The 16,241-nt window shown below is 44.2% G+C and carries 20 protein-coding genes; 8 read left to right on the top strand and 12 right to left on the bottom strand.

Annotated features, from left to right (window positions below; genetic code table 11):
- The first annotated feature begins 65 nt into the window (after nt 1-65).
- The gene (locus tag VLA77_03950; protein ID HSE29708.1) at nt 66-497 is read left to right on the top strand and encodes a MarR family winged helix-turn-helix transcriptional regulator; all 432 of its coding nucleotides are present in this window, start codon (nt 66-68) and stop codon (nt 495-497) included.
- Between the two features lie 25 nt (nt 498-522).
- Here the strand turns inward: VLA77_03950 and VLA77_03945 are convergent, their stop codons facing one another.
- Entirely contained in the window at nt 523-834 is a 312-nt protein-coding gene (locus VLA77_03945; GenBank protein HSE29707.1) for a helix-turn-helix domain-containing protein, read from the bottom strand.
- Nucleotides 835-836: 2 nt separating this feature from the next.
- Nucleotides 837-1,274, bottom strand: coding sequence for an SRPBCC domain-containing protein (locus tag VLA77_03940; protein HSE29706.1), 438 nt, complete (start codon nt 1,272-1,274; stop codon nt 837-839).
- A gap of 123 nt (nt 1,275-1,397) precedes the next feature.
- Between VLA77_03940 and VLA77_03935 the strand changes: the two genes are divergently transcribed.
- The gene (locus VLA77_03935) at nt 1,398-2,192 is read left to right on the top strand and encodes an SDR family oxidoreductase (GenBank protein HSE29705.1); all 795 of its coding nucleotides are present in this window, start codon (nt 1,398-1,400) and stop codon (nt 2,190-2,192) included.
- A 5-nt stretch (nt 2,193-2,197) separates the two neighbouring features.
- Here the strand turns inward: VLA77_03935 and VLA77_03930 are convergent, their stop codons facing one another.
- Complete coding sequence (locus VLA77_03930) at nt 2,198-2,752, bottom strand: TetR/AcrR family transcriptional regulator (GenBank protein ID HSE29704.1); 555 nt, start codon at nt 2,750-2,752, stop codon at nt 2,198-2,200.
- Nucleotides 2,753-2,754: 2 nt separating this feature from the next.
- Nucleotides 2,755-3,219: a hypothetical protein gene (locus VLA77_03925; GenBank protein ID HSE29703.1), complete on the bottom strand. Its 465-nt coding sequence runs from the start codon at nt 3,217-3,219 to the stop codon at nt 2,755-2,757.
- A 123-nt stretch (nt 3,220-3,342) separates the two neighbouring features.
- Here VLA77_03925 and VLA77_03920 point away from each other — a divergent pair, with 123 nt between their 5' ends.
- Together VLA77_03920 and VLA77_03915 are read left to right on the top strand one after the other, a co-directional pair.
- Nucleotides 3,343-3,816 carry a DUF6790 family protein gene (locus tag VLA77_03920; GenBank protein HSE29702.1) on the top strand — a complete coding sequence of 158 codons (474 nt, stop codon included), beginning with the start codon at nt 3,343-3,345 and terminating at the stop codon, nt 3,814-3,816.
- Between the two features lie 12 nt (nt 3,817-3,828).
- The gene (locus VLA77_03915) at nt 3,829-4,296 is read left to right on the top strand and encodes a hypothetical protein (GenBank protein ID HSE29701.1); all 468 of its coding nucleotides are present in this window, start codon (nt 3,829-3,831) and stop codon (nt 4,294-4,296) included.
- Nucleotides 4,297-4,312: 16 nt separating this feature from the next.
- Here VLA77_03915 and VLA77_03910 read toward each other — a convergent pair whose 3' ends face one another.
- From VLA77_03910 to VLA77_03895, 4 genes are all read right to left on the bottom strand, one after another.
- Nucleotides 4,313-4,765 carry an SRPBCC family protein gene (locus VLA77_03910; protein HSE29700.1) on the bottom strand — a complete coding sequence of 151 codons (453 nt, stop codon included), beginning with the start codon at nt 4,763-4,765 and terminating at the stop codon, nt 4,313-4,315.
- 1 nt (nt 4,766) lies between these two features.
- Nucleotides 4,767-5,327, bottom strand: a complete 561-nt coding sequence (locus VLA77_03905) for a dihydrofolate reductase family protein (protein ID HSE29699.1) — start codon at nt 5,325-5,327, stop codon at nt 4,767-4,769.
- A 21-nt stretch (nt 5,328-5,348) separates the two neighbouring features.
- Nucleotides 5,349-6,311: an alpha/beta fold hydrolase gene (locus VLA77_03900; GenBank protein ID HSE29698.1), complete on the bottom strand. Its 963-nt coding sequence runs from the start codon at nt 6,309-6,311 to the stop codon at nt 5,349-5,351.
- A 68-nt stretch (nt 6,312-6,379) separates the two neighbouring features.
- Nucleotides 6,380-7,198 carry an AraC family transcriptional regulator gene (locus tag VLA77_03895; GenBank protein HSE29697.1) on the bottom strand — a complete coding sequence of 273 codons (819 nt, stop codon included), beginning with the start codon at nt 7,196-7,198 and terminating at the stop codon, nt 6,380-6,382.
- Between the two features lie 212 nt (nt 7,199-7,410).
- Between VLA77_03895 and VLA77_03890 the strand changes: the two genes are divergently transcribed.
- Complete coding sequence (locus tag VLA77_03890; protein HSE29696.1) at nt 7,411-7,839, top strand: GtrA family protein; 429 nt, start codon at nt 7,411-7,413, stop codon at nt 7,837-7,839.
- Nucleotides 7,823-10,333 (top strand): PIG-L family deacetylase, encoded by a 2,511-nt coding sequence (locus VLA77_03885; protein ID HSE29695.1) that lies wholly within the window; start codon nt 7,823-7,825, stop codon nt 10,331-10,333. Before VLA77_03890 ends, VLA77_03885 begins: the two co-directional genes overlap by 17 nt.
- A 121-nt stretch (nt 10,334-10,454) precedes the next feature.
- Here VLA77_03885 and VLA77_03880 read toward each other — a convergent pair whose 3' ends face one another.
- The 3 genes from VLA77_03880 to VLA77_03870 all read right to left on the bottom strand — a co-directional run bounded on the left by VLA77_03880 (nt 10,455) and on the right by VLA77_03870 (nt 12,896).
- Nucleotides 10,455-11,321, bottom strand: a complete 867-nt coding sequence (locus VLA77_03880; GenBank protein ID HSE29694.1) for a hypothetical protein — start codon at nt 11,319-11,321, stop codon at nt 10,455-10,457.
- A 92-nt stretch (nt 11,322-11,413) separates the two neighbouring features.
- Nucleotides 11,414-11,812: a DUF1801 domain-containing protein gene (locus tag VLA77_03875; GenBank protein HSE29693.1), complete on the bottom strand. Its 399-nt coding sequence runs from the start codon at nt 11,810-11,812 to the stop codon at nt 11,414-11,416.
- 7 nt (nt 11,813-11,819) lie between these two features.
- Nucleotides 11,820-12,896, bottom strand: coding sequence for a hypothetical protein (locus VLA77_03870; GenBank protein ID HSE29692.1), 1,077 nt, complete (start codon nt 12,894-12,896; stop codon nt 11,820-11,822).
- Nucleotides 12,897-13,005: 109 nt separating this feature from the next.
- On the opposite strand from VLA77_03870, the gene VLA77_03865 reads away from it, so the two are divergent.
- Together VLA77_03865 and VLA77_03860 are read left to right on the top strand one after the other, a co-directional pair.
- Nucleotides 13,006-14,109, top strand: a complete 1,104-nt coding sequence (locus tag VLA77_03865) for a hypothetical protein (GenBank protein ID HSE29691.1) — start codon at nt 13,006-13,008, stop codon at nt 14,107-14,109.
- A 3-nt stretch (nt 14,110-14,112) separates the two neighbouring features.
- Nucleotides 14,113-14,919, top strand: a complete 807-nt coding sequence (locus VLA77_03860) for a hypothetical protein (protein HSE29690.1) — start codon at nt 14,113-14,115, stop codon at nt 14,917-14,919.
- A gap of 1 nt (nt 14,920) precedes the next feature.
- On the opposite strand, the gene VLA77_03855 is transcribed toward VLA77_03860, so the two are convergent.
- Nucleotides 14,921-16,183: an MFS transporter gene (locus tag VLA77_03855; GenBank protein HSE29689.1), complete on the bottom strand. Its 1,263-nt coding sequence runs from the start codon at nt 16,181-16,183 to the stop codon at nt 14,921-14,923.
- Between the last annotated feature and the right edge of the window lie 58 nt (nt 16,184-16,241).

Below are 16,241 nucleotides of genomic sequence, written 5' to 3'. Positions count from 1 at the left end.
ACGATTATTGTAAACGTCGATAGTTGAGGTTGTCAACTATCTAGGTTATGAAGTAAAATAATGACATGAATAACGGCGAAGACAACATCTATTGGCTTTTAATACAGCTAGCAAATCGTGCACGTCATGATTTTGCGCGTATTAGCGAGGGTGTCTATGGTCTTACTACTGCTCAAATGCAAACCCTTTGCTTGTTGCCAGCTGACAGCGCTATTCCCATGAACGTGCTTTCGTGCCAAATGTCTTGCGACGCCTCTAATGTTACAGGTATCGCCGATCGACTCGAAGCTCAAGGGTTAGTGGAGCGTAAAGATGATCCTAATGATAGGCGGATTAAAATGCTGAGTGTAACTACAAAAGGCCGTACTCTGCGGCAGCGAATTCTGCGTGACCTTTCATTAGCGCAACCGAGCGGTTTGACGAATTTGACCGCTCAAGAACGCGAACAGTTTTTAAGACTTTTAGATAAAGCTCTAGCTCCACCTAGTTCTAGCTAACGTTTTGTTGTTCTCGCAGACTCGTTTACTGTTTCTCTACATAATTGCGTAGAGAGTCTAGTCGTACGTCCCACTGCTTCTCTATTTGCACAATAAACGCAGCGGCTTGTTCGAGTGTTTGCTTCTCGAGTTCAACTTGAGTATCGCGACCCTTGTGGCTAAGCCTTATAAGCTTGGCGTCGGCAAGAACCTGCAGATGCTTGCGGATCGCTTGCCGACTTATTTTAAGTCCCTCGGAAACTGACGTAATTGTGTACGATGTACCATTCGACAGTCGTTGAACAATCTCGAGTCTGGTCGGGTCGCCCAAAGCATTAAATACCTGTGCGGCAACCATCATTATCCTTGATTTAAGGTGTTTTCTAGTTTGCCCATCATGCCCGTCCAGCCATCTTGCATCATATCGAGCGCAGCTTTTGCGGATTCGGCTGGCAATTTGGCAAAGCCGGATTCTTTTAATGTAACTTTCGTGCCGTCTGTAGTTTCATCAATGAAAAACTCTACCAAAGTGTTGGTCTGTTTTAAAACGTCGCCAGTTACCGCCACTCCACCTGGAACCCAACGGTATGCAAAATACTCAAAAGGTTTAGCGGCTTCAATGTAAATCCGGGTTTTAAAATCACCAAAGCGCAAAAACGGGCGCTCGCCTGGCTCAAATCCGGCTTCTTCTACAGCGTCTGGGAACCAGTTGATGATTTGTTTTGGATCTGCGATGGCGTTGTATACTTTGTCTCGCTTAGCTTTAACAATAATTTCTTTAACAATTTCGTTCTTCATATTCATCCTAAATTTTATTACCTAAACTTATATTACTACATTTATAAAAAATATGCAACCAAAAAGTTGCATTTTGTTTTTGCGTAATATATGCTGCAATTGTAAGTAGTAAAGAGGGATAAGATGCACAAAGATAAAATTGTAGTTATATATGGTGGCGCAGGCGCGCTTGGCAGCACTGCTGCGCGAGTTTTTGCACGGGAAGGTGCGCAAGTTTTTTTAGCAGATCATAGTCAAGAGAAGCTAGATAAAGTCGCAGGTGAAATTACTGCCGCGGGCGGTAAAGTCGAGACTGCGGTGGTTGATGTTTTAGACGAAAAGGCGGTTGCGGTTCACGCAAAAAGCATCGCTCAAAAAGCGGGTCATATAGATATAATGTTTAATGCAGTTGGGCTTATGCATGATCAAGGCACCCAACTTGCAGACCTAAGCTGGGAAGAGTTTATTCGTCCGGTTGACGGCTTTTTGAAAGCTCAATTTAACACCAGTAAAGCTGCTGCTCCGCACATGGGCGGCGAACGGCAAGGTGTAATAATTAATATGTCTGAACCAGGTTCCAAGTTAGCGCTTGCGGGCATTTTAGGTCACGCAGTTGCCAGCTCTGGCAAAGAAGTGTTTACGCGTGTTCTTGCGGCCGAACTTGGTCCAAAAAATATTCGCGTGGTTTGTGTTCGTCCGCACGCAATGAGCGATGCAATCGCGGCAGGTTCTTACACTAAGGAAGTGTTTAAGGGTATGGCTGACTCGGCTGGAATGACACCCGAAGCTTTTGCGAACTCAATGGCTCAAGGTACATTGGTTAACCACTTGCCTACTTTGTCTGAAGTTGCAGAAACTGTGTCCTTTTTGGCGTCTGACAACGCACGAGCAATTACCGCTACAACAATTAACATGAGCGGCGGTTTTGTTACAGAATAATATTGCTAGTCTTTTAAGATATTTACTATCAAGTCACGACTAGGAACTGGTAGTTCAGGCTGCGACGCCAAGATTTGAGCCGCACCCTGAATTGTTCCCCAAAAAATCAAAGCGAGTTCTAACGGATCGCCTTGTTTGATCTGCCCATCTGCCTGGCCAAGTTTAATCATATCAGCACTTTTTGTTAGAAGCTGCTGTCTGATTTTTATGAAGTCCTTTGGTAGAAACTCTTTGCGTATCGGCTGATTCATTAAGACGTACAGATTTCGTGGGATTGATTTTTCGAGAGCTTCGAGTGTTAATTTTGCAATAGAATCAAAAGCTTGAATTGGCGAACTTTCTTGCTCCAGAATTTCTAGTGCAGATCTGAGCCCGCCCATAGCAATTTTTAAATGTGTTTCAAGCAGTGCTTGTTTGCTTGGAAAGTAATGAAACAAAAGTCCAGTACTTATGTTTAGTTCTTTGGCCAAGCTGCGAATAGTAGTACTTCCATATCCGTTTTTAACAAACAGTTCTAGGCTGTGTTCAATTATTCTTTGTTTAGTTAGTTCGGACTTCATCACTATTTTTTAGAGCAGATTTGCTTGAGCCAAACGTAAAGCGCAGGTGAGCCTGCAACCACAATGTAGGTCAAGTAAATCCAAGGGAATTGTTCCACGTAAAAGCCGTACGCGCTAACTTGGAGCGGGTTTGGAATCAGCACGAAGTAGATTAAGTCTAGTGGTACTGAAATTGCCAACCAAAATAGCCCCAATTGCCAAGCTTGCTTGATTGTTGGATTCACAATTTTTTTAAAGTAAATCCAGGCAAAACCAACCCAAACGAAAATGTTAAGAATTGGATATAGTTTTTCAGCCAATGTGTAGGCCGGGTCATTGCGAATATCAAATGGATCGGATGTAGGCACGCCCATAATAGCCGCTAAGATCAAGTACAGTCCAAAGGCTAGAATTGTTATTGCGATATAGGCAGCCAAGAATGTCCAAGCGCCACGACCAAAATTAAATTTAGTTGATGTATTTTTCATATTACCTTTCTTGTGTTTTTGAACATATGTTCAATATTCATATTCTATCATTGTAAAGTGTAGTTTTATAGTCACGCGAAAGCTCTATTAACTATGTTAAAATAGGCTTAAACAGGGGGTAATATGAGTGATAAAATTTTTGGTTTGATTCTGCCGGGCGTTTTTGTGCTGGCATGGATTATGGCGCTTAGCGGATCAGATGCTCCTGGAGCAATTGCAAACGAAACTATTGCCGAAGGCTACATACGCTGGATGTTATATTTTGCTGGTTTTGTTTTTGCAAGTTCGTTTGTAATGCACTCGTTTTTTGCAAAACGTACAGCTAGCTCAATTGGCTGGAAAACTAACGGCTTTCAATACGAAATCTCTTTCGTGTCGCTGGGTTTAGGTTTGGCCTGTTTTTACGCTACGTATCACGGTTTGCAGGCGTGGATCGCAGTTTCCATCCCAATAATCACCTTTTTGTTTTTAGCTGGTCTAAATCATTTGCGTGAAATTTTTGCTAAAAAGAACTTCGCTCCAAATAATACCTTTATTTTAGTTTGGGATTTTGGAATGCCAGTTTCGCTTGCGGTGCTACTTTTAACGCTGATCTAGTATTATTAATCTATGACAATTACTAATCACGTTTTAGCTGGTGCTATTATAGGCTTGACCATCACCAACCCTTTTGTCGCAGTCGTGCTGGCTTTCGCCTCGCACTTTTTTATGGATGCTCTTCCCCACTTTGGCTACGCAGGCCAAAAGGGTTACGGCGAGGCGCTAAAACATAAAATGTCGTTCGTGGTGGCCACACTTACACTGCTTACAACCTTAATCGTGGTAGGTCTAATTGTCGCCAACGCCGAGTGGTTCGCATTGCTAACGGGGCTAATCGCTGCATCGCCAGATGCAGTCGGTATTTATAACTGGCTCGCTTACGAAAAACAAGATAGGCAAGCTCATGGAATTTTACGTGTTTTCCATGTTAAGTTTCATCGCGCAATTCAGTGGTGCGAGCGGCCATGGGGCGTTATTGTAGAGGTTGCGGTATTTGTTATTTTATTTTCCACTCTTATCAAGCTGATTTACGTATAAACACACGAACCTTGGGCTATTGACTCCTCTTGTAGGTTTTTTCGGCAAATTCTTTAAAACCCAACATGTCGCGTTTTTGTTGCTCTTTTATAGATGAGCTACCGAGCATTCCGAAAATTTTACCCATAAGGCCTTTGAAGGTAAATGTTTGGTCCGATGTATATTCGGTGATTGAATCCGAGATTTTAGTAAAACGCGCAACTGCATCAAGATCAACTGTCGGATTTTTCATTTCAACCTTCAGCTCGTTTGGTAGGTCTCGTTTTGTGACTTTAGCGTCAAATTCCATAATCCTATCACCGCTTTTGAAAGCCAATTTGTACGTGGATCCAATCTCGCCAGGTTTTCCACTACCTGGCTTAAAGCTTGCTAAATCAACCATCCATTTTGGGTTATTCTGCGGATCTGCCAATAATTTTGCCAATTGAGCTTGCGGTACTGCGACCTGAGTTTTTATAACATTACGCATCCTAGGCCTTTTTATAATGCAACAAAACGTTGCCCGAATTAAAGCTTTTAGTGTCTAATAGTTTCATACCTGACCTCTTTACTCCGTCGAACAAAAGTTTGCCAGCACCTAAAACTACTAGGGTTACTACAAAAAAGTATTCGTCAATCAAGCCCTGCTCGGCAAGTTGCTGTACGATTGTTCCACTTCCAAAGATCACAATATCTGCACCGTCACCTTTTTTAAGCTTTTTAATTTCTTCGATCAAATTGTCGTGATGAATCTCGGTGTTTGCCCAATCGGTATTTTTTAAGCTTTTAGAAAACACAATTTTAGTCATGTTCGTTAGTTCGTCGGCCATCATTTTTTGGCCAGGGTGAGCATTTGGGTCCATTGCAACATGCGGCCAAAAATCTTCAAACATCTCAAAAGTTCGACCGCCAAAAAGTACTGTGTCGGGGTTCATTTTGTCGTGCAGAGTTTTGTCTACCTCTGGGTCTTGAACAAACCAGTCAATTTCGTCGTGGGTCCCGGCAAAAAATCCATCTAAGGTTACCCGGTTGAACATTACAATTTTACGCATATTAATCTCCTTAAGCTTATTCTACAGTTTTATAAAATTTTCTAAAGTGTTTTCAAAGGCTTTTTGATCAGCATTCCAAAGTTCGGAATGGTTACCAGTTTCGGTGATCCAAATAGTTTTTGGTCCTTGGTAAGTGTTGGCAAGCTCTTGGGTTTGGGTGTAGTTTACGATTTTATCCTGCTTGCTGTGCATAAACAAAATTGGTACATCTGATCGCGACGATAAGCCCGTGATTGGAGTTCGGCTGTCGTCAAATCCTCCACGTAGCTTGACCAAATTTATTAACATCTGGCTAAACCACTTTGGCATTGACTTCGCCTCTGGAGCCTCGCTAATTAAGCGCTCAAAACTAAACATTGGATTTTCAGCGATTACGCCGCTCACGTTGTCAAGTTGCGGCAATGCAGCCAAAACGGACGTTGCGCCCATCGACGATCCCATTACGTAGACCTTTTCGTGATTTTCGGCCAAAAGATTATATGCGGCTGCAATATCTTGCGATTCGCGGTATCCGTAGGTTAAACCTTGGCCTGGGCAGGGTGCTTCGCCGTGGCAGCTCATGTCAAATGTTAAAACATCCAAACCTTGGTTTAAAAAGAATCCAATATGTTTCGTGTCTTCGCGTCGATCGCTGCCGCCGCTGTGAACTAATAAGATTGCGCCTTTCGCCTGCCCTTTACTGTTGTCGTTGGTTTTTATCAGCCAGCCAGGCAAGCTATAATCACCGGTCACAATGTTGACTTCGCTAAAAGCAAACTGTTTTGTTTGGCGCAGATTGCCGCAGTTCTCACCCCAAATTACTTGAGCGTCAGTTGGACAAAATGCTAGATCTTTTTTGAGTCCTAAAAATTGTGGTGACAAAATCTGGCCAGACGCACCCCAGATTCCTGCAAACATAAAAAGAACAAACAAAGTGACTAGACCTATTCCGCTAAACAATAGCCATTTTTTAAGGCTGATTTTTTTAAGTTTCCCTAATATCATAAGTGTCCTGCTTAATTTGACAGACAAATAATATCATTGCAAAGTAAAAAATAATTGTAAAAACCCGCCTATAAAAATGTAGCGCCGACTTGGTCGTGATAAAACTCGGTGGTTTTTTGCGTAATGCTTTTGGGCGTTTTCCCCGAAAAGGTTTTTATGTCTCGAATAAAATGGGATTGATCATGAAAGTCCAAAGCGAAGGCAATATCCGACAACAGTTCATATTCTCCTGAGTCCATCATTTGCATGGCTCTATTGAACCTGCGAATCCTAATGTATTGAACAGGTGGCAATCCAATAAACTGTTGGAACTTTTTTTGTAGTTGACGCTCAGAAATATTAAACGTATCTGTTAGATCCGCTACTGAAACTTGGCTTAAGTTGCTATCGATAAAATCGGTGATTTGCGAAATTTCGCTGTCCTGTTGAACGCTTTGACTGAGGTTTTGCAAAAAATCAGTCAAAATTTTTATAACTTGATCATTATTTTTTGCACTTTGCAATTGCACAATCGGTGAATTATTAAACTTTTTTAAGTCTAAAAAATTGTTTGTGAGCTTTGCGGCATTGATTTTAAATAGTGATTTTAGACTAAATGGTTTTAGTAAAACCTGAAAAGTCGTAAAGTGACTTGTTTTAAAGGTCATTTTGCTAAGCTCGGTTACTTGACCGTATAAAAAAAGTTCTGGCAAGTCAGTTAGTACGCCTTGACTGGTCTGCAGTGATTCGATCGAATTTGCATGAAATACGATCCCAGGTAGCCCGTTAGGACAAATATTTATTTGTGGGCTAGGATTATCGCCAGTAAACTCGGCAATTCTTATGCAGTCTATAAAATTACTTAACGAAGTCGTCGGTTTTAAAGTTTTAAAATTCAGACTACTCATGATTTTGTAATTTTCGTGTGGTTATAGCTTGGTCTATTAAGTAGTATATCAGGTGATCGATGTCGGCTGTCAGAATATGGATGTCCAACAATAATCTTAACGGGCACAAAACAATTATTCCACACATACTCAATTAATGACATCCATTGTTTTGCCTAATTAATTATTGATATACTAGCCAAAAAGGAAGCTTTAGCTTTTATGGATAAAAAATGATTGGTGTAGTGACATTGCAGCGTCTGTGGGCTAAAAGTTTTATGCGCTACGTAGTAATTGGCGGCACTGCTTATATAACCGAAATCGCTAGCCTAATGCTTTTAACCACTGTTTTTGACTTGTCGTCAGTAATTGCGGTGGCTATCAGCTTTTGGGTTGGCTTTATAGTTGCCTTCACTCTGCAAAAGATCGTGACTTTTAATAATTACGACAAAACCGTTAAAGGGCTTGCTAGACAAGTTGTTGGCTACGGAGCCTTGGTGGCCTGGAACTATGCTTTTACTTTAAGTGTGGTAGGTTTTGTCGGGGACAGATTGCCGGTATATGTTAGCCGGACTTTGTGTATTGTAGTGATAACCTGTTGGAATTTTTTAATTTATCGCAAGCTTTTCAAGCAGACCCAGAGCGATGAACAAGAAGTATAATTTTTTAAAGAACTTTGTTTTACCAGCACTTTATGCTGGCGGTGGCTTAGCTGTGCTTATTTGTACGACAATTTTGTGGGCAAGTTTAGGTGCGCAACTTAATAGTCAAAATGCTGATCAACTAGTTAATTCATACCTGTTTGAAAGTCCAGATACTTTTAAAGAGGCGTTTGTGCCTTACCAACATTCGTTTTTATTTAAGTGGCCATTGTTTTTATTTGCTAAAATTTTAGGTTTTACAAACCTTGCGTTCCTGCTGGTTACTCTAATGAGTGTGCTTTTAACTGTAATTGCGTTGGCGTACCTTATATATAGGATCGAAAATCGCATGCTCGTTTTTGGCACGCTTTGTCTGGCCTTGGCATCTACCCTAATTTTAGTTCCTGCTCAACCTTACGATGGCGCACTTTTGCCAGTTAATATGGCTATGATCACTACCCGAAATCTTGAGTATGTACTATATATTTTGTCAATTGTTTTGATTTTGCGCGGAACTTATAAAAAATCGAGTTTTTGGTTTGGTGTTGTGTTGCTATCAATTTTATTTGCAAGTGATCGTCTTTTTGTAAGTATAAGTCTGGGTGGTGCGCTTTTGGCTACGGTTTGCTACTGGGTAATGCACGCTAGGCCGATGATGCGAATCGCTATTCGCTGGCTGCTTGCAACTGTCGCGGCCATAGTTGTTGCCACTATAATTTTATGGGTTCTCCAGTTGTTTACAGATATATCACATACCGGCATAAGCCCGTATGGGTTTATAACTGACTTTAAGGAATTAGCGCGCGGTGTAATTTATGTCTTTGTGGCTTTATCTGTTAACTTTGGCGTGTTGCCTGCTAGTGATCCACGAATTTTAGCTGACATAATGGGGCAAGTTTGGCGCAGCGCAGGGTCGATCTACATCGCAAGTTACATTGTTAACTTTTTAATTTTCATAGCGGCTATATGGGCAATGGCGGTTGTATTTTGGCGTAGTTTTAAAGTTAAAATTGACCCAAAAACGTACGCATTGCCTGTGATTTTAGTCTGGACGCTTGTTGCAGCGATCGGATCATATATTGTAAGTGACCACTACTTCCCGGTGGACTTTAGATATTTAGGAATTGCTCTTTTTGCTGGTTTTGTGGCGCTTGCTAGTGTTTTGAGCCGGCGCACGCTTAACCCTAAAATTGTAGTTATAACCGGAATTATAATCTTAGCCGGAATTATAATTGCTCTACCTACGTCTGTAAAAACCTATCGCAGTGAACAACAAGCGTTAAACCCAGTAGCAACTTATAATAAAAGAATTGTCAGCGCACTAAAATCTTATAAAGTTGACGTTTTGGTCGGCAATTACTGGCGTGTTGTTCCGATCAGGCTTTTAAGCAATGAAAATCAGGCGATCTTACCGCTTATGGACTGTACTCAGCCGCGTGATTTACTATCGAGCAAAAATTGGCAAAAAGATCTAAAAGAGAGTTCTTTTGCGTATATTCTGTCGTTAGAAAGCCCGCTCGCGGACGCTCCTTCGTGTGGACTCGACACGATTACCGAAGTTTATGGTCGCCCGAGCAAAAGTGTGGTAATTAATGGAACGGTCGATAAGCCTAAAGAGCTGCTGTTGCTGTATAACAATGGAATTACCAATGGCCCGCATGTTGGACAGGACGCGGCTACAATCAAGCCAATTTTATTGAGTGACTTTAACGATGCTTTTTGCTCGGCATCAACGACTTTGCAAGTGGTAGCCCATCAAGATGATGATTTACTTTTTATGAATCCGGCCACGTTCGACGATATAAAATCTGGGCATTGCGTAAGAACTATTTATTTAACCGCCGGGGATGCTGGCGCTGACCAGTTTTATTGGCTGCGGCGCGAAGAAGGTGCAATAGCTGCTTATTCAACTATGCTCGGCGTGAGTCCTAGATCTTGGTCGACGCATATTATAAAACTGGGAGATCAACAATTTATTAGAGCCGCGACAAGCAAAGATAACCCGAATGTTTCTTTGATTTTTATGCGCTTGCCAGATGGTAATGTCAATGGACAGGGTTTCAAGTCTTCTGAGCAACAAAGTCTAGCTAAGCTTGATCGCGGGGTCATCTCAACTGTTAAATCTGTGGATAAACAATCTGTTTACTCGCTGGATGATTTAACGAATGCACTTGGTCGGTTAATGCAATTCTACTCTCCTTCGATTGTTCGGTTGCAATCAACCGATAAAAATGCCACGCCACCTGATCACAGCGACCATCTTGAGTCGGGAAAAATAGCCACTACAGCTTTTGAAAAGTATAAATCAGAATACGGTGAGACCGCCGCCCAGTTCTATGTCGGCTACCCTGTTGCATCAAAACCCGAAAACGTTATTGACCAGACGTTAACGGATAAATCTACAATATTTAGATCATATTCTGCCTTTGATTCTTCGGTTTGCGCAAAATCTACTCCTGAGTGTCAATTTGCGCCAATCTACCAAACGTACCTTAGGCGGAGCTATTCAAATTAAAGTGCAGAGCGAGTAGATCGGCTTTCGTAAAAAGAAACGCGTGTAATGATAATTTCTTTGAAGCCGCGTGGCGGCCGAGGGCTTGGTGCCTCGGCCGCCACGGGTTGTTGGAGGAGTGTGATCAGCTGCTCGAGCTGTCGCTTGTGGCGACGAACTCGTGGATCGTCGGTTCGATCGCGTAGTCCGGGGCCCACGGCGGCCGGAGCCAGTAGCGGCGCCGGTCGAAACGGGTTCCCAGCCAGAACACGATGAGCGGAGCGGTGATCATCCAGGCCGCTGCCAGGACGCAGATCCACAGGAACGGCGTGATCATGCGCTTGCGGACCCAGGCGAACGGCGCCAGGATCCATCGCACGTAGCGGAGCCCGCCGATGAAGATCGGGCTGCGCTGCTTCTTGCGCCCGTAAAGGCCCCAGCCCATGTAGTGCTGGATGCCCTGCCGGGTGCTGAAGTGGTAGTACGGCGCCTTGTCGCGGGTGATCACGCCCGAGTCGACCAGGTTGCGGTCGCTGCGGAGCTTGGTGTTGATCCACCACGGCTTGATGACCAGCAGGTAGAAGGCGAACCACGCCATCGCCAGCAGGAAGTAGCCCTTGCTGGTGAGGTCGTAGCGCACCCAGTAGTACATGCTGCCCAGCGCGATCAGACCGACCGGCCACAGGAACGACAGGCTGCGCGACTGCTGTCGTCGCGCCTTGCCCCAGTCGAACACGTACTTCTCGTCGTTCTCGCCGCGCTTGTCGTTGTAGTCGTCGATCTTCGCCTGGCTGAACCCCAGGTCGAACTTGGCGACGAACAGCGTCGACACCGATCGGATGCCGGTGATGGCGTAAGAGACGATCGCGATGAACACGAGCGTCGCAGCCCATCGGCCGTACTCCGAATCCACGGCGTCGCCGAACACAGCGCGCGGGATCTTGCCCAGGAAGTCGAGGCACGTGGCCGCTGCTCCCTGGATCCAGTTCCCGATGTCCTCGATGAGAGGCATCTGCACTCCATTTCGATTGTCAGGCGCACGTAAAACATGCGCTCCTCCATGACCGACTAACTATAGCATAATTTTACTTAATGTAAATGTTGTTAACTGAGGCGCTCAAGTACTCCCCTGCGCTTAACTATGTTCTTATAGTCCCATTGAATATCTTTTGCCTTTTTAAGCCAGGCTGCCAGCTCGTCCACTTTTATCTTGTCTAAGTTTTCATAACGCACTTCTGCCGCCTTAAAACTGCCCTCGGGCTGTAAACTGGGTTCGTTAAAGGACTGACCGCTCCAAAACAAAAGTCTTACGCAGTTCTTTAGGGAATCATAACCGACAATAGGGTTACCGTTTAAGAACCAAACCGGCGCTCCGTGCCATAATTTATTTTCAGCATCTGGCAAGTCTTTAAAAAAGCTCTGGATTTCAGTGCTAAGCAAGTCGCAAATTTCTCGACGACCAGCTGGCAAATTTCTGTTAAACTCTAATATATCTCTGTTCATGGGCTCCTTACGTTAAACTGGTTTCTTTTTTAAACAAGTAGCCGGTGTAAAGAAGGAATAGCTGCGGAATTACACCCATCACTCCGATCAGAACATACAAAAAGCCGCCATTTAGCTCACCCACTAGAGGCAAGCCGATGGTGCCGCCGAATGAGCCCACGAAGCCCAGAATCAGGTAAATATATAGCCATTTCATGGATTTTGCATAAGCAATCGTAACATTTTTGCTAATTTGTCGAGCGACTCCTGCGCTGAAACCAACAAACATTGTAAAAAGCCACATACTTGCGAGCGCAAAGTCAAAGAAGGGTTCAAAACTTTGTTGACCTGGATGTGGAGCGAGAACGGCGGCTGCAATAACTGCAACCGAAACCAAGCCCAGCCATTTAAGTGATGTAAAAAAGTTATTAATTTTAAGCAGGCCGGCGTATTTGCGTAAGCCAAAGTAGATTAATCCAAAGCTGGCGGTAACAAGCGCAAGGATGCCGCCATATCTAAATAGCAAGAGATTACCCAGGCCGAGCAGCTCAATTATCACGTAATGCGAAAAAACTACGCTCAAAAGCAAAATGCCCATGCAAATAAGTACAAAAGCATTTTTAAATTCTTGCTTAAAATTGCTTAGCGCCGAAAAATAAAGCCACGCGATGCCGATATGAAGAGTTACGAAAAATAGTGGTACCATTAGTAAAAAGCCGTTTTGCCAGGGAACTAGCCCGAGCACTGGCAAAATCAAGGCGCTGACCGCATTAAAAAATGACAAAAGAACAATTACAATGACTTGCGTAAGCGTTGCGGTGCTGGTTTTTTCAGGCGATTTTAAATAGTTATCTATCGTTTCGGGTGTGAGTTTGCGCAGCGGATCCTTGGTTATTAGGTAATCGCGCAGTTCGTTTTCGAGTGATTGCAGGCGAAGTTGATTACTTGGATCAAGCGGTGACTGACCATCCCACTGCGCCGTAACTTCGCGTAAAGACTCCAGCATTTGATCGACCGCCTCTGGGCTTGAGCCTAGTTTTGCCAGCTGTAAAATTCTCTCAACTTGCTGTTTGGTCGGGTTTGGCGCTACTGCATCAGAATACATACTAAGTTTAGTTTAACGCATTACTTTGTATGCGCCAAAGTTGAAAAAAGCTTTAACTTATAAGCATTAGTACTGTAGAATAGGGGTATGTGCTTAGTTGGTTTCAATAATGAGTAGACTACCTACTCCAGGTTCAGATAACGGTACGTGGGGAAGTGTTTTAAACGACTTTCTTTTGGTGTCGCTCAATTCTGATGGAACTTTGCGGCCTTCCGCAGTCTCCAATAAGGCCGATGATAGTGCAGTTGTTCATAATACAGGTAGCGAAACTGTCGCCGGTGTTAAAACTTTTTCTTCGTCCCCTATTGTCCCAACTCCAACCACCGCTACTCAGGCCGCAAACAAAGACTACGTAGATAACGTTGCAAGTAGCGGAGCTCCTGATGCCACAACCAGTACAAATGGTCTGGTTAGACTAGCCGGCGACTTGGGCGGAGTAGGAACGACGGCAGCCGCTCCTCTCATCTCGGCGGGCGCTGTAACTGGCGCAAAAATTGCCAACTCTACGATTACAGATACTAATATCTCGGGTAGTGCGAATATTGCTCAAAGTAAGGTCGCCAGCTTAACAACTGATCTTGCCGGAAAACAACCGCTCGACTCTGACCTTACTGATATAGCGGCGCTTACTCCGACTAACGACGATGTCATTCAGCGAAAGGCTGGCGCTTGGGCTAGTCGCACGCCTGCTCAACTTAAGACCGACTTAGCTCTAACTAAGAGCGACGTTGGACTAGGAAATGTCGACAACACAAGTGATGCCAATAAGCCGATTAGCACCGCTACCCAAACAGCATTGAATCTAAAGGCTGATACTTCAAGCGTGATGTTGCTTGCGGGCGAAAACGCAGGAACAGTTACAAGCAATGCTACAACTAATGGATTTGCGCGTATTGATCTTAACTACACAGCATCGGGCTCAACTCCTGACTCTATGGCTTTTTATTACAACGGCATTCGTACGGGTTACCATAACGAAAAGGGCGAACTTAGGTCGCGTGCAGCCGCAGATAACTCAGTTCCGTTTAGAGTACAGCAACGATCCAATACTCAAAGCGCTAATCTTACTGAATGGACGCAGTCTGATAACACGGTTTTAGCATCGGTTAGTGCTAGCGGTGTAATTTCGGCGCCAAACGTTGATCGCAAAGTAAGCTATGGGGCGTCTCAGCCATCAAATCCGACTACCGGCGACCTCTGGATTCAACCCTAAGTCATGGCAACACCTCAGGTATGGAACGGCACGAGTTGGGTTGCGCTTACTAAGAACAAAACTGCGTATTGGAGTGGGTCTGCTTGGGTAGAGCCCAGTGATATTAAATATTGGAACGGCAGCTCGTGGGTGACGATTTTTGGCAGCGCAGCAGTGATTGCCTTTAGAACAAGCGGAAGTAACAACGCCCTCACTGTAAGTAGCTTAGATGTTCCGATTCCCGGAACTGTTCAAACAGGCGATCTTTTGGTTTTGGTTGTCTCGCAGACCTCGAACTCCGCAACCTTATTTAATGCAATTACTGGCTGGACAAAAGTTGGTGAGCAGCGAGCTGGAACTTCAGCGTTTACGATAGGTGTGTTTACACGTATCGCCCAGGTCGGCGACGCTGGCACTAATGTGACATCTACCTCGGTTTCGTCTGCAAACTACTCGGGTCAGGTTAGAGCATATAGTGGCGTTAACCAAACTACTCCACTCGACGCAACCACGGTGTTTTCTCAGTTAGACTCGACGAGCACTTCTGTGACAGCGCCCGCGATTACTGTTGCCACAACGGGGGCAATGTTAGTAACAGTGCACGGACTTCCAACTACTGCTGGTACAACTTTAACCGCGGCTGACTGGACTGAACCCACAGGCTTTGGTGACGAAGTTACGGTTTGTACAGCTTCAGGTTCTGCTAACAACGCGGCTATTGCTTGTTACGATAGGATAACTCCGGGAACTGGATCGCAAGGTCCCTTTACCGCAACATCCACTCAAGCTCGACGTTGGGCAACCGCAACGCTTGCTCTGCGTCCAGCTTAAATTATTTAGTTTCCCCGGCTTTTTCGTACGCACTAGACAACTGTCGGTAGTACTTTGACGTCATCGCCAAAAGCGAAATCACTAAACCAATCAGTCCAGTTACGCAAAACACTAAGGCTATTCCGCGTGCTGGACCAGATCCAAACCATCCACCAATGAGCTCTACGCCGGCACCGACAGTCATGAACGGAATAAAAATGAACTGTGCGATCGGACCGATTAAAAATGCGGTTAATGGTGACGCCGATTGTTCGATGCTTTGGGCGAAACCAAATACACGACCCTGGCGTTCGAGTGGAACTACACGTTGCAAGAGCGTTTGTTCCGACGCTTCAATGACCGGAGCTAACAGCAAGTACACAAACATTCCTGCCGAAAGCAAAATAATAGACGGCTGAATTGTAAACACGCTCGAGATAGCCCAAATTGCTATGTTTGCCAAAAGTAAAGTTCGCAGCGGATTTTTACCTAGGCCCTTTTTAGCAACTAAAATTCCGCCAGCGATAAAGGCCACGCTAATCGCTCCCCATAATAATCCCCAAACCTGAACAGAAACCATAGAAAGTCCGTAAGCGTCCATTAGTGGCATGAATACGCCGCCTAAAAAGTTGTTGAAAGTGCTGAAAATGATAAGTGCCATTAAGCCAGGTATCGCAACGACTACTCTAAATGTGCCTTTTATGTCGACCTTTTTGCTTGGCAACTCACCATCTCCAATTAGGTGCGCAACGCCTTTTTCGGGGATTTTAACGCTTAGCAAATGAATAAAAGCGGCGATCGTCAGGGTGATCGAAAGTGCCAAGACCGACCATAAACCCCAAAACCCAATCATAAAACCGCTTATTACCGAAACTACCAAAAAAGAAATGCCTGTCGATGCGCCGACTAATCCGTTGGCTTTATCGCGTCGATCTGCAGGAATTAAAATTGTTACCAAAGTTGGCAAGGCTATTGTTCGCAAGTTGCCTGCCATTACGCCAAGCAAAAGTGAGATTATCAGCGCCCACAACCAAAAACTTTCGATGTGCTTAAAAGTTCCTTCTGGTGCAAGCGCGAACACAACTGTTGCTATCATGTAGAAAACTAACGAAACCAAGCTCGATGCCAGCATAATTTGCTTCTTTTTGTGGTGGTCAACTAGGCTGCCAAGCCAAAAGCCTGACAGCGCAGTAACTACAAGGTAAATTCCTGATACAATTGCGGTTGCAAAAACCGACTGAGTTTCTAGATAGGCAAAAAACGTCACTGCAAACCAAACCGTCATGTTGGTGAATGTTGGCGATTATTACGTTAATTAAAACTTGATAGAAGCTTTTTTGCGA

This window comes from Candidatus Saccharimonadales bacterium (assembly GCA_035457485.1).
Lineage (GTDB): Bacteria > Patescibacteriota > Saccharimonadia > Saccharimonadales > EFPC-124 > DATIBO01.
This window is presented reverse-complemented; position numbering and strand designations above follow the sequence as displayed.

Excerpts from the sequence above, each read along its gene's own strand:
- VLA77_03870 (HSE29692.1), bottom strand. The coding sequence starts at position 12,896 with ATGTATTCTGATGCAGTAGCGCCAAACCCGACCAAACAGCAAGTTGAG.
- VLA77_03925 (HSE29703.1), bottom strand. The coding sequence starts at position 3,219 with ATGAAAAATACATCAACTAAATTTAATTTTGGTCGTGGCGCTTGGACA.
- VLA77_03920 (HSE29702.1), top strand. The coding sequence starts at position 3,343 with ATGAGTGATAAAATTTTTGGTTTGATTCTGCCGGGCGTTTTTGTGCTG.
- VLA77_03905 (HSE29699.1), bottom strand. The coding sequence starts at position 5,327 with ATGCGTAAAATTGTAATGTTCAACCGGGTAACCTTAGATGGATTTTTT.
- VLA77_03940 (HSE29706.1), bottom strand. The coding sequence starts at position 1,274 with ATGAAGAACGAAATTGTTAAAGAAATTATTGTTAAAGCTAAGCGAGAC.
- VLA77_03875 (HSE29693.1), bottom strand. The coding sequence starts at position 11,812 with ATGAACAGAGATATATTAGAGTTTAACAGAAATTTGCCAGCTGGTCGT.
- VLA77_03890 (HSE29696.1), top strand. The coding sequence starts at position 7,411 with ATGATTGGTGTAGTGACATTGCAGCGTCTGTGGGCTAAAAGTTTTATG.
- VLA77_03880 (HSE29694.1), bottom strand. The coding sequence starts at position 11,321 with ATGCCTCTCATCGAGGACATCGGGAACTGGATCCAGGGAGCAGCGGCC.
- VLA77_03860 (HSE29690.1), top strand. The coding sequence starts at position 14,113 with ATGGCAACACCTCAGGTATGGAACGGCACGAGTTGGGTTGCGCTTACT.
- VLA77_03945 (HSE29707.1), bottom strand. The coding sequence starts at position 834 with ATGGTTGCCGCACAGGTATTTAATGCTTTGGGCGACCCGACCAGACTC.
- VLA77_03885 (HSE29695.1), top strand. The coding sequence starts at position 7,823 with ATGAACAAGAAGTATAATTTTTTAAAGAACTTTGTTTTACCAGCACTT.
- VLA77_03930 (HSE29704.1), bottom strand. The coding sequence starts at position 2,752 with ATGAAGTCCGAACTAACTAAACAAAGAATAATTGAACACAGCCTAGAA.
- VLA77_03865 (HSE29691.1), top strand. The coding sequence starts at position 13,006 with ATGAGTAGACTACCTACTCCAGGTTCAGATAACGGTACGTGGGGAAGT.
- VLA77_03895 (HSE29697.1), bottom strand. The coding sequence starts at position 7,198 with ATGAGTAGTCTGAATTTTAAAACTTTAAAACCGACGACTTCGTTAAGT.
- VLA77_03950 (HSE29708.1), top strand. The coding sequence starts at position 66 with ATGAATAACGGCGAAGACAACATCTATTGGCTTTTAATACAGCTAGCA.
- VLA77_03935 (HSE29705.1), top strand. The coding sequence starts at position 1,398 with ATGCACAAAGATAAAATTGTAGTTATATATGGTGGCGCAGGCGCGCTT.
- VLA77_03910 (HSE29700.1), bottom strand. The coding sequence starts at position 4,765 with ATGCGTAATGTTATAAAAACTCAGGTCGCAGTACCGCAAGCTCAATTG.
- VLA77_03855 (HSE29689.1), bottom strand. The coding sequence starts at position 16,183 with ATGACGGTTTGGTTTGCAGTGACGTTTTTTGCCTATCTAGAAACTCAG.
- VLA77_03900 (HSE29698.1), bottom strand. The coding sequence starts at position 6,311 with ATGATATTAGGGAAACTTAAAAAAATCAGCCTTAAAAAATGGCTATTG.
- VLA77_03915 (HSE29701.1), top strand. The coding sequence starts at position 3,829 with ATGACAATTACTAATCACGTTTTAGCTGGTGCTATTATAGGCTTGACC.